The organism is SAR202 cluster bacterium, assembly GCA_009392515.1.
Lineage (GTDB): Bacteria > Chloroflexota > Dehalococcoidia > Lucifugimonadales > UBA6952 > UBA6952.
This window is the reverse complement of the sequence record VFGE01000056.1, coordinates 1-14,235: the sequence shown is the minus strand read 5'-3', so window position 1 is coordinate 14,235 and position 14,235 is coordinate 1. Positions and strand designations below refer to the sequence as shown.

Genomic DNA, 14,235 nt, shown 5'->3' with positions numbered 1-14,235 from the left:
AAGAAACTAGCTATAGTATAAATTCTATTCCTCTAGTGTGATTTGTAAAATTTTCAGGTGAAGATAATCCAAATGATCCTCAAAGCCTTGAAAGTAAGCCAGCATATCAACGATTCATTATTATTGCCGTTGGACCTTTGATAAATTTAGTTTTAGCAATAATTTTATTCTCTAGTATTTATATGATTCCTAGAGATGCAATTCATGGAGATATAGCAATAAATTCTGTTGCGGTAAACTCACCTGCTGAAATAGCAGGAGTATTACCAGGAGATATAATAAAGATAATTCATGATGAGAAAATTAAAAGTCCCTATCAAGTTGAGTATCTATTAAATTATCATCAAAATAATTACCTAAAATGGGAAATGATTCGTGATAATCAAAACGTAGCTGTTGAATTAAAACCAATCTATGATAATACCCAAAAAAAATACATTGCTGGTATAAATCTTGAAATTGTAGATCCTTACAAAGTATCAATTAGGTACAATCCATTACAATCCTTACAAAAAGGTACTTCTACAATGATTGATTTTGTTATTATGACTAAAAATGAAATCAGTAGCGCAATTACAGGTACAAAACCACTAGTAATTGCAGGCCCCATAGGAATGGCTCAAGCGTATCAAGAATTAAACACACAAAACAATTTTTCCCTCAAACAAAAAATATTATTTACTATTAATTTAATGGCGATTATAAATTTAACCTTAGCAATTTTTAATTTTCTTCCGATACCAGCATTAGATGGTGGAAGATTATTTTTTATACTTATAGAAATGATACGTGGCGGGAAAAAAATATCAATCATGACTGAACGCTTGATACATGTTGCAGGATTCTTTACACTAATTATGTTAGCAATAATTATTAGTTGGGCTGATTTAATGAGGATATTTAATGGTGAAAGTATTTTATAGATAGAATTGGAGTAATATGAGTCGAAGAATTACCAAGCCTGTATATCTAGGAAAGCAAAAAGTAGGAGGTACTGCCCCTATTTCTGTTCAATCTATGACTAAAACAGACACTAGAGATATTAAAAGTACTGTTTATCAAATAAAAGAACTAGAGGAATATGGTTGTGAAATTATTCGGTGTGCTGTACCAGATATGGAAGCTGCTAAAGCATTAAAAGAAATAAAACAATCTATAAATATTCCATTAGTCGCTGATATTCATTTTCATCATGAGCTAGCTCTAGAATCTATTCGATCAGGTGTTGACTGTTTAAGACTTAATCCAGGGAATATACGTGATAGTCAAAAAGTGAAAGAAGTAGTAACTCTAGCAAAAGAAAGAGAGATTCCTATACGTATCGGTGTTAACTTTGGAAGTCTTCCTCCTGTAGGGCAAATAGGTCAAACTCGATCAGCATCAAGAGGAAAAGATGGTGTAAATCTTTTACCTAAATCAAGCAAAGTTGATCCAAATAGCTACACAGCAGTAGATCATATGGTTGATACCGCATTGTGGGAAATTAGTATTCTTGAATCCTTAAATTTTGAACAAATAAAAATATCATTAAAAGCTTTTGAAGTAGATACAACAATAGAAGCTTACAGAAGACTAGCAAAACTTGTTCCATATCCATTTCATTTAGGAATCACTGAGGCAGGTACAGCAAAATCTGGTAGTATTCGAAGTGCTATCGGTTTAGGCATTTTATTGTATGAGGGAATAGGAGATACTATCAGAGTTTCACTAAGTGATGACTCAAAAGAAGAAATTATTACAGGTTATGAAATTCTTAAATCATTAAATTTAAGAACCAAAGGCACGACTCTTGTCGCTTGCCCATCTTGTGGTCGAGCAGACATTAATGTTACCAAGTTAGCAAACATGGTAGACGAGGCTCTTAAACTGGTCGACAAAAATATAAAAGTTGCTGTAATGGGCTGTGAAGTAAATGGACCTGGTGAAGCAAAAGATGCGGATATAGGTATTGCAGGTGGTGTAGGTAGAGCAGTGATATTTAAAAAAGGTGTTAAATCTAGAGTAGTTGATGAGTCTGAAATGTTTGAAGCACTTATTGAAGAAATTAATAATTTAGAAGTAGAAGAATCTAACGTATAGAACTTAAGTACTCTTCTAATTTGTTTATTTCAACTAGGAAAGATTCTGACTCTTTTCTTAATTTTATTTCAACAGAATTATTTTTCAAACTTCTAGAAGACACTACCATCCTAATCGGAAAACCCATCAAATCAGCATCTGCGAGTTTAACACCAGCACTTTCATCTCTATCATCAAATATTATTTCATAATCATTGTCATTTAAACGGTTATATATATCTTCACAAGACTCTGCAACATAATTATCATTTAAGTTTATTCCAACTAAGTGTATTTGATATGGAGAGATTTCAGAAGGAAAAACTATCCCTTTGTCATCATGATTTTGTTCAATTGCTGCAGCTAATACACGCCCAACACCTATACCATAACATCCCATTAATATAGGTTTCTGAGAACCATTTTCATCAGTATAATAAGCTCCTAAGCTTTCAGAATACGATGTGCCTAATTTAAAAACATGTCCTACTTCAACACCTTTAGTAGTACTTAAAGTATCATTACATTCACTACATCTGTACCCATTATCTGCTAATGCCAGATCATTAAACTCTGATACTAAAATATCTCTTGGTATATTTACATTATTATAATGAGAATCAATTTTGTTACCACCAGATATAAAATTACTACCTGTTTTTAGTGAATTATCGAATAAAAAATGAAAATTTGATTTACCTTGTAGTCCTACAGGAGATATGAAACCAGGTAATAAGTCAGACTTTATTAATTCTTCATCAGTAGCTAAACGTAAATCTTTTCCTTTAAAAATATTACTCAATTTAATTTCATTAATATCTAAATCTCCTCTAATTGACACCATAACGAGTTCGTTTTCAATCATATAGATTACCGACTTAATGGTTTTTTTGGTATCACAATTAAAAAATTTGGATACATCTTCAATTGTCTTAACTAGGGGTGTGCTTACTTCTATAAGATTTAATTCATCTTCAATGGGTAATTCATCATGTTTAAATACAGCTTTTTCACTATTAGCTACATATTCACAAGAATTACAATATATTATGGTATCTTCTCCTACATCAGTAGTAAGTATAAACTCTTGAGAATCTTTTCCTCCTATAGCTCCGCTATCTGCCTGAACAACTAAAACAGGTAATCCGCATTTCTGAAAAATACTTTTATAGACTTCTACCATTTGATCATAACGTTTATCTAAACCTTTCTGATCAATATCAAATGAATAAGCGTCCTTCATATGAAATTCTCTACCTCGTAAAAGCCCTGCTCTTGGTCTTGCTTCATCTCTAAATTTAACCTGAATTTGATATAAATTTAATGGTAAATCTCTATAAGATTCAACATTGCTTTTTACCATTTGTGTTATCACTTCTTCATGAGTAGGTCCTAATACCAATTCTCTTTCTCGTCTATCTTTAAGTTGGAAGAGTACAGGACCATATGATTCTTTTCGATTAGATTTTTCCCAAAGGTCAACTGGTTGTAATGCAGGCATATGAACTTCTTGGGCACCAGATTTATTTAATTCATTTCTTATTATGTTTTCTATTTTCCTAAAGGCTTTATAAGCAATAGGCATATACGCATATACGCCAGCTGCAATTTGAAGTATAAATCCTGCTCTTAGCATCAATTGATGGCTAATACTTTCAGCATTTGTGGAGATATTTTTTTGTGTCTTACCAAATAAGTTTGAAAATTTCATATTTTCCCTTTATGTTCTGGGCAATCCTAATCCTCTCATAGCGATAATATTTCTTTGAATTTCAGAGGTACCAGCGGCAATTGTAGAAGAAATACCACCAAACCAGGATCTTAATACTCTACCCTGTATTGGTGAATAGTTTGATGTATAATTAACTCCACCATACATTCCTAAGATCTCTAACATTGCTTGAGAATTACGTTTTGTAGTCTCTGCTCCAAACACTTTAGAAATAGACGCTTCCTTGTTTGGAACCAACCCTTTACTTTGCATCCATGCAATATTGTAAGCTAAATATCTACCTACTTCTACTTCAATAAACATATCTGCTATTCTATTTCTCACTAACGAGTTGTTTATATTGTTTTTGGTATTGTTGTTATTTGTCTTAATGTACTCCAAAAAATCATGGATTATTGAATAATTACTTGCAACCCGCTCTATACCAGATCTCTCGAAATCAAGATTTTGTGCGACAACATACCATCCTTGATCTAACTCACCAACAATATTACTTTTAGGAACCCTAACGTTATCAAACGTAATATTACTAAATCCTCCAATTCTTGCCATATTTTGAATTGGGTCAATTGTAACACCAGGACTATCCAATTCAACCAAAAACACTGTTATCCCTTTATGTTTTGGAACATCATGGTTTGTTCTAGCAGCTAACCAAATTAATTCAGAATGAATAGCGCCACTATTCCAAGTTTTAACACCATTTATGATAAAGTCGTCACCGTCTTCTTCTGCTCTAGTTTGTAATGAAGCTAAATCTGAACCTGTATTTGGTTCACTATAACCAATACAAATACTCATTTCTCCTTTTGCAATACTTGGAATAATTCTTTGTTTTTGCTCATCAGTTCCATTGATCATAATACTTGGTGCCATTTGATTTTCTGCAGTTAAATGGTATCCAATAGGAGCGCCCCTCATAACCATCTCTTCACGATAAATAACATATTCCATAATCCCCATACCAGCACCACCATAATTTTCAGGCCATTGCATACCAATCCAACCATTTTTTGCAAGCATTTTAGTAAATTCTTTTGAAACACCAACACCTGCCACATCATACAACACATTTTTATACTCAGAAGTCAAATTATTTTCTAAAAAGTCTCCTATATCTACTCTTAATTTTTCTTGTTCAGGTGTAAAGCTAAAATCCATAAAAACCTCATTTAAGTTGATATTAAATAATTTATAAATCTATTGTATATTGAAACATCGATTGATAATTGAAATTTACCATGTTATAATTTACTACAAAATTTAATTGTTGGCATCTATGATGCCTAAAATTTACGAAAAGTGGGACTTGTCCGACTTTTTTTTTTAATAAATTTAGGAATGTATAATGAAAAGCGATTTTTTAATAGCATTAACGCAATTAGCTGCTGAAAGAAATTTACCTCGCAATACCGTTATTTCAGCGATCGAATTAGCGCTCGCTGCTGCTTATAAAAAAGATAATTTTGATCCTGACCAAAACATTTCGGTAACCATGGACCCTGGTAGTGGAGATGTAACAGTATATGTTTTGAAACAAGTAGTAGAGACTGTAGAGAACGACTTGATTGAAATATCATTAGAAGAAGCAAAAAAAATCATACCTAGCTCAGAAATTAATGACACTATGAAAATTGACTCTCATCTTTACAATGCAGGTCGAATTGCAGCCCAAACTGCCAAACAGGTCGTAATGCAAAAATTAAGAGAAGCTGAAAGAGATTTAATATTTGAAGAATATGCAGAAAAATTTGACAATATAGTTACAGGAAATATAACAAAAGTAGAAGCTGGCGGGGTAACTGTTGATTTAGGTAGAACAGAAGCCTATATGCCTGATAGAGAAAAAGTCAATTCAGAAAGATATCGAGTAAACCAAAAACTCAAATTCTATATTCTTGAAGTAAACAAAGGAACTAGAAATCCTGAAATCATTATATCTAGGGCTCACAAAGATTTATTAAGGAAATTATTTGAAGTTGAAATTCCAGAAATAAGCAATAAAGTGGTTGAAATAAAATCAATATCAAGAGAACCGGGGTCCCGTAGCAAAATTGCAGTATGGACAGAACAAGAAGGAGTTGATGCTGTTGGTTCTTGCGTTGGTCTACGTGGCATACGTATACAAAACATCGTAAATGAACTCCAAGGCGAAAAAATTGATATTGTCCAATGGGATTCTGATCCAAAAGTATTTATAGCTAATTCATTAAATCCTTCGCAAGTTTTAAATGTAAATTTAGATTATGACACTGAAAATGCTGTTGTAGCCGTTCAAGATAAACAATTATCTTTAGCAATAGGGAAAGAAGGACAAAATGCTCGGCTTGCAGCCAAACTCACAGGATGGAAAATTGACATAATTAGTGGCAGTGAAGCTGAGCAAATGGAATTAGATAAAGAGCCCGAAAAGGAAATTCCCGAAACAGAAAGTACTGTTTCTGAAATCGAATCTGAAGTAAATACTACTGAAAATCAACCTGAAACTGTAGTAGAACAGGCCGAAGAAATTAATGCAACTGAAGTAGATTTAGAACCTGTCTCTTTAAATGATACTGAAGAAGGGTCTAAAAATGATGAAGAAAAAGATGAAGAAAAATCAGAAGTAGATTTAGCTTTGGATAGAGGAGAAATAAGTATAGAAGAAGCTTTGGCAAATTTAGAAATAGAAGAATCTACTAAGAATGAAAAGATAGAATCCAATGAACCAGAAAGTATTTCTCTATCTGATGATATTTGGCAAATTCCTCAATTAGCAGGATCAAATGATTCTCCACAAATACGATTTGCTGAAGATTTTGTCGAAACTCAAGGTAGAGACCAGAGTGGTAGAAAATCAAGAAAATCAAGAAATACAAAAAACAAAAAAGGACCAAATACAAATAACCGAGATTCTTAAATGAAGGTGATTGATGTATCAAACAAAACATATACCAATAAGAACTTGTGTAGGTTGTGGTGCAAAAGAACCCCAGAAAAATTTTATAAAAATAATAAGAACTAAAGAAAAAAGTATTGTTATAAAATTAAATAATATTAGTGATAAAGATAAATCCGAAGGAAGAAGTGTCTATTTATGTAGATCCTTTAACTGCTGGACAGAAGCTATAAAAAAAGGGAAGATAGAAAGAAATATAAAAGCCAATTTGTCTGATAAAGACAAGATTATTATTAGTGAGTATATGGCTAAATATAGGTTGTGAGAATTATGGCAGAAACTGGCTCAATACAAGAAAAACAAACAAAAAATACAAAAGTCCTTGAAATTGAACCTAATACAACGGTTGCAGATCTTGCCGCCATGCTAAATTATAATGCTATAGATCTAATGAAACAGTTAATGCGATTAGGCATCATGGCAAATATTAATGCTATCCTAGATGCAGAGATAGTTGAAAAAATAGCCACAGCTTTCGGTTATACAATTGTAGAAAAGCAAACCTCAGATTCTTCTCCACTAATTGAATCCACTCTAGAAGATAATGAAAACGATTCAGCAGATCAAGTAGAAAGAGCACCTATAATTACAGTTTTAGGTCACGTAGATCACGGCAAAACAAGTGTTTTAGACGCAATACGTAAAAGCCATATAGCTGAAAAAGAAACAGGTGGAATAACACAGCATATTGGCGCTTATCAAATAACATATAATGATAAACCCATTACTTTTATTGATACACCAGGTCATGCTGCATTTACTGCTATGAGAGCACGAGGTGCTGAAGTTACAGATATAGCTGTTTTGGTTGTTGCTGCTGATGACGGTATGATGCCTCAAACATTAGAAGCAATAGATCACGCAAAAGCAGCCAATGTACCTATCGTTGTTGCTATCAATAAATGTGACCTAGAAAATAGTGACCCCGATCGAATTAAAAGACAATTAGCAGAAAACGATTTACTAGTTGAAGACTGGGGTGGAGATATAATCTGTGTTCAAGTTTCTGCTAAAACAGGTATGGGTTTAGAAAGTTTATTAGAAAACCTTTTACTTTTAGCAGAAGTATCTGAGTTAAGAGCGAATCCTCACAAACAAGCAACAGGAGTGGTAATCGAATCCAAATTAGATAAAAATAGAGGTCCTATTGCAACTTTATTAATCCAGTCAGGAACACTAAATATTGGAGAAAAACTTTTCACGAATTCAACAGAAGGCAGAATTAAGTCAATGTTCAATTACAATGGTGAAAAAATAGACCAAGCACCACCTTCCTATCCTGTTGAAATCATGGGGATAAATAAACCGCCTTTAGCTGGGGAAATATTTATGGTAGCTTCAACAGAAAAAGAAGCAGAAGATCTGCTTGAAACAAGGAAAAAATCAAGATCTAAACAATCAGAATATAATGTTGTAGAAAACGCAATTTCAATAAATAACGAACAAAAGATTAAGGAAATCCCTTTAATTATCAAAACTGATGTTCAAGGATCTGCAGAAGCTATCAGGGATTCATTAGTAAAACTAAATAATGACATTGCTAAAGTAAATATAATACATTCTTCTAGCGGATTTATAACTGAAACAGACTTATTACTTGCGTCAACAACGAATGCAATAGTAATTGGTTTTAGAACAAGTCTTGCCCAAAGTGCTAAACAAATAGCAGATTCAATGAATTTATCAATTAAATTTTATGAGATTATATATGAACTAATAGAATATATCGAAAATATTATTATCGGTTCAGAAGAAGTTGAAGAAGAAGATACTATTGATGGTCATGCAACTATAAGAGCAATATTTTCAAGAAGTAAGAAATCCAAGATTGCTGGCCTATATATATCAGATGGAAAAATTACTCGATCAAGTATGATAAGAGTAATACGTGATGGAACAGAAATACATGATGGATCTATAACCACATTAAGAAGGTTTCAAGAAGATACGCGAGAAGTTGGTGCAGGTTTAGAGTGTGGAATAACCTTTGCTAACTTTGAAGAGTTTGAAGAGAACGATGAATTAATCATCCACAGTAAAAAATAGAGTATGCCAAATGGATGATCGCCGTATAAAAAAAATTAATGACCTTTTGCAAGAAGAATTAGGTTGGCTTATTACAACCGAATTAAAAGACCCACGTTTATCTCTTCTACTTACTGTAACTAAAGTTATTACAAATAAAGACCTAAAATCAGCAAAAATCATGATTAGTGTAATGGGATCTACTCAAGAGCAACAAAACGCTATTAAAGCATTAAATGATGCTAGTGGGTATATTCACAATGAATTAAAATCCAAAATCAGACTCAGATATCTCCCTTATCTTAAATTTTTACTAGATGACTCTATCGATAATTTAGTAAATCTTCCAAATACTGCAGATTAATTTTTAACCTAATTTCTAAATTCCAATGATTAGTGCCATACTTAATATTGATAAAGATTCAGGAATGACATCAACACAGGTTGGTAAAGAGATTAAAAAAATTACTGGTGCAAAAAAAATAGGCCACGTTGGTACGCTTGACCCGCTGGCTACTGGAGTTTTGCCTATATTTATAGGTCAAGCCACTAGATTAATCAATTTTATGAATGACAAAACAAAGGAATATCAATGTGATTTTCAATTAGGATTAATTTCTGACACGTATGATCTTGAAGGGAAAATAACAAAAATTAAAAACAAAATATCTATTAGTACCGAATCATTAAATTCCGTAATTTCTTCATTTATAGGTAATTCTTTTCAGATTCCTCCTAAATATAGTTCAGTAAAGTATAAAGGTAAAAGATCATATGACTTGGTACGTAAAGGAATTGAATTTTCATTAGAACCAAAACCAATTTATATTGAAGATATTAAAATTATAGAAAGTAATATTCCATTTATTTCCTTAATTGTTAAATGTCAGCAAGGCGTATATATACGTTCGCTTATCAATGATATTGGTGAAAAATTGGAATGTGGAGCTGTACTAACAAATTTAAGAAGAATACGCAGTGGTATATTTACTGTAGATTCTTCTATTAGTATTGAACATTCAATAAACGAACACTGGAAAATGCATACAATACCTACAGATTATCTAATTAATCATTTACCGAAGTTAAAAGCAAACAATAATGAAAAATATAAACTAATAACGGGTCAAACTACACATATCATGGATTCAGAAATCATATTACCAGATAAAGCATTAGTTAGATGCTATGATGAAGAAGATTTGTTTATTGGTATTGCTAAATACGATCAGACTAACAATATTTATTTTCCTTATAAAATATTTATACAAACTACAAAATAACTTAAAATGTTGCTTTTTTGTTAAATTATGGTCAATTTTAGGGTTTTATAGCCATAAAACTTGACAATCTAGCTATTCATATTGTCTACTTAGTTAGATACAAAGCTGTTCTTTATGTTTAACTTACAAAAAGGTGGTATAGCTATGAAATTCTACAATCTAAAACTTAGAAAATCTGTTGAAGTCGATGACAAAGATGTTACCTTAGTAACAATGAAAAATGGTCGACCTGCTGCAAGAGCAGTTGCCACAATTGACGGACAACAGTACACAATGTTCAGAATTCTCGGTAAAGCCGAAGCTGATAAATTAAAATAGTACTAAAGTTTTTAAGAATTTATAATAAATCAATTATAGCTTCTAGAAGTTTTTGATTGCTAGAAGCTATAAATGATTTTATTTTTTTGTCACTTAAATTTGGTACAAAAGAATATTCAATTAGTTTTTTCCCCTCAGTAATTTCATAAGCACAAAAATTTTCTGCCATTATAAATCCTAATCCTGGATTTACTTCGCTATTTGGTTCTTCAAACATCAAATAAACATCCACTAAACCCCTAGCCATCCACGGATAAACACATGAACCTCCATTTGGCCAAATTCTTGGAGGGTTACTCAAAGCATTTAGATTCCTTAAAAGTCTTTCTGTATTTTCTCCCCAAAGTAATGAATAATTTGGACTCATTGAATATGTTGCCAAAACAAACCCTGATTCCAAATTATTTTTAGGTTTTAATTCAACATCAATAAACTTTTTATCATCAAGGTCGCAATACTTAAATATTCCATTTTCAGTATAATAAAATTGCTCACGAATAAAATCTACAGCAGCTGCGCATACTGGTTTTAAAGTTACAGGATTATATATTGTTAGTACAGACCACCATTCGGCTGGTATACCGCTTTTATATAGAGATGTACCATCAAATGGATCCACTGATAAAATGAAACTTACCTCTCGTTGAGGATCTGTTATAAAGTGACCATGTTCTGAGAAAACTTCCACAGAATACGGAGACTGTTTTATATAGCTGAGAATATGATCTTCACATATTTTATCAATCTCTAAGAATCTGTCTTCTTTTGGATCTCGTCCTTCAACATTTCCAATAATACCTCTTGCCTTTCCTTGAGAAGACAAGTCTTTTACTATTATATTTAATTCATCATACATGGTTATAAATAAGTCTAACCAATTATATTTCTCACTCATATTAATTAATTTGTTTCGCTTTCTTTAATTTAATTAGGTTTTTTCGCAAATAATATCAAAAGTCCTCCAAAAGCGGTTAGTAAGCCGCAAATAATAAACGGTATTACATAGTCTCCCACTTGGTCAAAATAATATCCTAGGGCTATAGGAGTAATTATACCTGTTAAACTTGTGATAAACCCTCCTACTCCCATAATTTTTCCAAAATTTGCCCTCCCAAAATATTCTCCACGGATAGCCACAATTGCAGGACCTCTACCTCCATGTCCTATAGCAAACGTTATTGCGAATAAATATGCCATAATGATTGCTGTAGAAAAACTCTCTGAAGTATCAGGTATTAATCCAAGAAAAACGACACCTAGCCCCTGAATCGCACAAAATATCCAAATAGCATGTCTTTTATCAATTAAGTCTCCTATGAAACTACCAAAAACACGCATTAATATCTCTATAAAACCATACACAGCAAATACAGTAGATGCTACAGCTATAGAAAAACCAGCATCTGTGAGTCTTATAAGCCCGTGTACATAAACTGCATGAGTTGTAAATCCATTCAAAGCATGAACACTTGGGATTATCCAAAAAGCCGATGTTTTTATTGCTTGTTTTAATGAAAAATCATCTTCAATTGAAACAGCATGGCTATCACTAAATTCATTATCGGAATTGTTGTTTTCCTCGATAACTTTTGGTTTTCTCATTACCTGGCTTAGTGGTACGGATACTACAAATGTCACTGCAGCTAAAATGTATGCTGTAGTTCTCCAGTTATATATTTCTATCAATATGGTTACTAAAGGTAAAAGTAGAGCAGCTCCTGCAGGAACCCCTGCCATAGCAATACCGAGTCCAGTGTTACGATGTTTTTTAAACCACCAATTTACTGATGTAGTAACAGGTATAAAACTTCCAAGACCAACTCCAGCTGTAATAACTAGCAAGGAAATATAAAACATTACAGGATTTTGAACGAGTCCCAATATCACAAATCCAATAGATGTTATAACTCCACCAATTAGGATCATTGTATCTGGACCAAATTTATCAGCTAAAAACCCTTCAATCGGACCAAGAAAACTACCTTCAATCCGTACAACAGAAAAAGCACCGGATATTAATGCCCTGCTCCATCGAAATTCTTGTTCTAAAGCTATGAAAAATAACCCCATACATTGAGTATTAAGTCCTATAAGCAAACACAACAGGGCCATCCCAGAAAAAGCAACAAACCACGGCCTTAGATCATAAAAAGATTTCGTAATCAACAACACCTCTTATTCACATTTTCAGCGATAACAAATCTTATTTTTCTTCTGGCTGTACTGCTGGTGCAGGATTTGGTATCCCATCTGTAATTGCGTTAGGCATCATGACTTCTAGTTGGTCTAAAGTCCAAGGCGTATCACTATGTATGACTCTTGATACGTGCCTAGGAGAATATAAAGTCATTGGAGGACCAGATGTACCTATTACTTCACCTGTTATATTTTCTGCAGCATCTGTGCATAAATATACTGCTTTTGGAGCATTTCTGTCCGGATGTCTTGGTTCCCATAATTCTTTTGTAGGAACGGTTCTTCTACTAGATATACCTCTTTGTGCTCGAATTTCCAAAGCTGAATCAGGAATACTTCCTGTCATCCTTGTATCTCCTCCTGGGTATACTGCATTAACAGTAATATTAAAAGGAGCCAATTCTCGTGAAAGAGAACGAACAAACCCTACTTGACCTTCTTTAGCAGCAGCGTAATTTGTTTGACCAGAATTACCAAGTCCAGAACCAGAAGAAAATATAATTATTCTTCCGGACCTTTGTTCAATTAAATGAGGTACAACTTGTTTGACTGTATTAAATGCTCCATACAAATGTACTGATAATACTGCATCCCATTCTTCTTCTGTCATATTAAAGACCATTCGATCTCGAAGAATACCAGCAACGTGCATTAATATATCAACTCTACCAAAATTATCTAGGGCAGCTTGCACAAGTTTGCCTGCACCTTCCATAGTTGCAATAGTGTCATAATTTGAAACAGCAACGCCGCCATTTTCTTTTATTTCTGATACCAATTCATCTGCTGGTCCTGTTGAAGCACCAGTTCCATCTACTGCTCCTCCAACATCATTAACTACTACAGATGCACCTTCTTCAGCAAGTAACCTACATACTCCGCGGCCTATTCCACCACCACCACCGGTCACAATTGCTACTTTTCCTTCTAATCTATTTCCCATTTTCTAACTCCATTTCTATTGTTAGTATAATTACATCTTGTTACATATCAAAAGATATAATTCTTGGTACTAAATCATCTAATTCATCCATTGAAAAAACTTTCTCATGGTAAATTGCTCTTTCGACTTCTGGGTTAGTATATAGATATATATCACCGCCACGCACACCAAATACATAACCATTTGCATTTGGAGAGCCTTCACCAGCTAAATACGCTACTAATGGAGCAACATTTCCAGGGTCTTCAGGTGAATTATCATCTGCCCAGCCTATACCAGGCTCTTTTAATCCTAATCCTGCTCTATCATCTGGAGTAGGATAAATTCCTGAAGTTCTATATGAATCTACACCTCCAGGAAATAATCTAGTTTTTGCTACAGGAGACACTGCATTACATGTTACTCCATACCTTCCCATATCTCTTGCTATAGTTCTCGTCATACCAACAATACCTTCAGTTGCTGCAGAATAGTTTGACATACCAATTTCACCTAAACCTGCGTCAGATGTTAAATTTACTATTCGCCCGTATCTTTGTTGTCGAAACAAAATACAAGCATATTTACTGGTAGTAAAATACGATTTAAGTGAGTTTTGTATCACAACTTCAAAATCCTCTGGCCTCATATTAAAAATCATTTCATCTCTTCTAACACCGACACTGTTGACTAATATATCTAATTGGCCATATGTGTCTACTGCTTTTTGTATTACAGCTTCCCCACCTGTCATAAGAGAAAC

General features: G+C 33.1%; 13 protein-coding genes. 7 read left to right on the top strand and 6 right to left on the bottom strand.

Annotation, left to right across the window (positions count from 1 at the left end):
• The first annotated feature begins 182 nt into the window (after positions 1 to 182).
• Together FI695_07775 and ispG are read left to right on the top strand one after the other, a co-directional pair.
• Entirely contained in the window at positions 183 to 923 is a 741-nt protein-coding gene (locus FI695_07775) for a hypothetical protein (GenBank protein ID MQG51853.1), read from the top strand.
• A 16-nt stretch (positions 924 to 939) separates the two neighbouring features.
• Positions 940 to 2,079 carry a flavodoxin-dependent (E)-4-hydroxy-3-methylbut-2-enyl-diphosphate synthase gene (gene ispG, locus FI695_07770; protein ID MQG51852.1) on the top strand — a complete coding sequence of 380 codons (1,140 nt, stop codon included), beginning with the start codon at positions 940 to 942 and terminating at the stop codon, positions 2,077 to 2,079.
• On the opposite strand, the gene FI695_07765 is transcribed toward ispG, so the two are convergent.
• Both FI695_07765 and FI695_07760 read right to left on the bottom strand, forming a co-directional pair.
• Entirely contained in the window at positions 2,069 to 3,769 is a 1,701-nt protein-coding gene (locus FI695_07765; GenBank protein MQG51851.1) for a proline--tRNA ligase, read from the bottom strand. The two genes, ispG and FI695_07765, sit on opposite strands and share 11 nt — an antisense overlap.
• A 9-nt stretch (positions 3,770 to 3,778) precedes the next feature.
• Complete coding sequence (locus FI695_07760; GenBank protein ID MQG51850.1) at positions 3,779 to 4,951, bottom strand: hypothetical protein; 1,173 nt, start codon at positions 4,949 to 4,951, stop codon at positions 3,779 to 3,781.
• Between the two features lie 187 nt (positions 4,952 to 5,138).
• Here FI695_07760 and nusA point away from each other — a divergent pair, with 187 nt between their 5' ends.
• Genes nusA through truB form a run of 5 tightly spaced genes read left to right on the top strand, consistent with a single transcriptional unit; the run spans position 5,139 to position 10,036 of the window.
• Positions 5,139 to 6,689, top strand: a complete 1,551-nt coding sequence (gene nusA, locus FI695_07755) for a transcription termination/antitermination protein NusA (GenBank protein MQG51849.1) — start codon at positions 5,139 to 5,141, stop codon at positions 6,687 to 6,689.
• Between the two features lie 13 nt (positions 6,690 to 6,702).
• On the top strand, positions 6,703 to 6,993 hold the full coding sequence (locus tag FI695_07750) for a YlxR family protein (GenBank protein ID MQG51848.1): 291 nt from the start codon (positions 6,703 to 6,705) through the stop codon (positions 6,991 to 6,993).
• Positions 6,994 to 6,998: 5 nt separating this feature from the next.
• Positions 6,999 to 8,774 (top strand): translation initiation factor IF-2, encoded by a 1,776-nt coding sequence (gene infB / locus FI695_07745; GenBank protein ID MQG51847.1) that lies wholly within the window; start codon positions 6,999 to 7,001, stop codon positions 8,772 to 8,774.
• 10 nt (positions 8,775 to 8,784) lie between these two features.
• Entirely contained in the window at positions 8,785 to 9,117 is a 333-nt protein-coding gene (gene rbfA, locus FI695_07740) for a 30S ribosome-binding factor RbfA (protein MQG51846.1), read from the top strand.
• 25 nt (positions 9,118 to 9,142) lie between these two features.
• Entirely contained in the window at positions 9,143 to 10,036 is an 894-nt protein-coding gene (gene truB, locus FI695_07735) for a tRNA pseudouridine(55) synthase TruB (GenBank protein ID MQG51845.1), read from the top strand.
• Positions 10,037 to 10,373: 337 nt separating this feature from the next.
• Here the strand turns inward: truB and FI695_07730 are convergent, their stop codons facing one another.
• From FI695_07730 to FI695_07715, 4 genes are all read right to left on the bottom strand, one after another.
• Positions 10,374 to 11,249: a hypothetical protein gene (locus FI695_07730; GenBank protein MQG51844.1), complete on the bottom strand. Its 876-nt coding sequence runs from the start codon at positions 11,247 to 11,249 to the stop codon at positions 10,374 to 10,376.
• A gap of 29 nt (positions 11,250 to 11,278) precedes the next feature.
• Complete coding sequence (locus FI695_07725) at positions 11,279 to 12,520, bottom strand: MFS transporter (protein ID MQG51843.1); 1,242 nt, start codon at positions 12,518 to 12,520, stop codon at positions 11,279 to 11,281.
• A 37-nt stretch (positions 12,521 to 12,557) separates the two neighbouring features.
• Entirely contained in the window at positions 12,558 to 13,493 is a 936-nt protein-coding gene (locus FI695_07720; GenBank protein ID MQG51842.1) for an SDR family NAD(P)-dependent oxidoreductase, read from the bottom strand.
• A 40-nt stretch (positions 13,494 to 13,533) separates the two neighbouring features.
• Positions 13,534 to 14,235 (bottom strand): SDR family oxidoreductase (locus tag FI695_07715; protein ID MQG51841.1); only part of this gene is annotated, 702 nt, incomplete at its 5' end.

Excerpts from the sequence above, each read along its gene's own strand:
- FI695_07775 (MQG51853.1), top strand. The coding sequence starts at position 183 with ATGATTCCTAGAGATGCAATTCATGGAGATATAGCAATAAATTCTGTT.
- ispG (MQG51852.1), top strand. The coding sequence starts at position 940 with ATGAGTCGAAGAATTACCAAGCCTGTATATCTAGGAAAGCAAAAAGTA.
- FI695_07765 (MQG51851.1), bottom strand. The coding sequence starts at position 3,769 with ATGAAATTTTCAAACTTATTTGGTAAGACACAAAAAAATATCTCCACA.
- FI695_07760 (MQG51850.1), bottom strand. The coding sequence starts at position 4,951 with ATGGATTTTAGCTTTACACCTGAACAAGAAAAATTAAGAGTAGATATA.
- nusA (MQG51849.1), top strand. The coding sequence starts at position 5,139 with ATGAAAAGCGATTTTTTAATAGCATTAACGCAATTAGCTGCTGAAAGA.
- FI695_07750 (MQG51848.1), top strand. The coding sequence starts at position 6,703 with ATGTATCAAACAAAACATATACCAATAAGAACTTGTGTAGGTTGTGGT.
- infB (MQG51847.1), top strand. The coding sequence starts at position 6,999 with ATGGCAGAAACTGGCTCAATACAAGAAAAACAAACAAAAAATACAAAA.
- rbfA (MQG51846.1), top strand. The coding sequence starts at position 8,785 with ATGGATGATCGCCGTATAAAAAAAATTAATGACCTTTTGCAAGAAGAA.
- truB (MQG51845.1), top strand. The coding sequence starts at position 9,143 with ATGATTAGTGCCATACTTAATATTGATAAAGATTCAGGAATGACATCA.
- FI695_07730 (MQG51844.1), bottom strand. The coding sequence starts at position 11,249 with ATGAGTGAGAAATATAATTGGTTAGACTTATTTATAACCATGTATGAT.
- FI695_07720 (MQG51842.1), bottom strand. The coding sequence starts at position 13,493 with ATGGGAAATAGATTAGAAGGAAAAGTAGCAATTGTGACCGGTGGTGGT.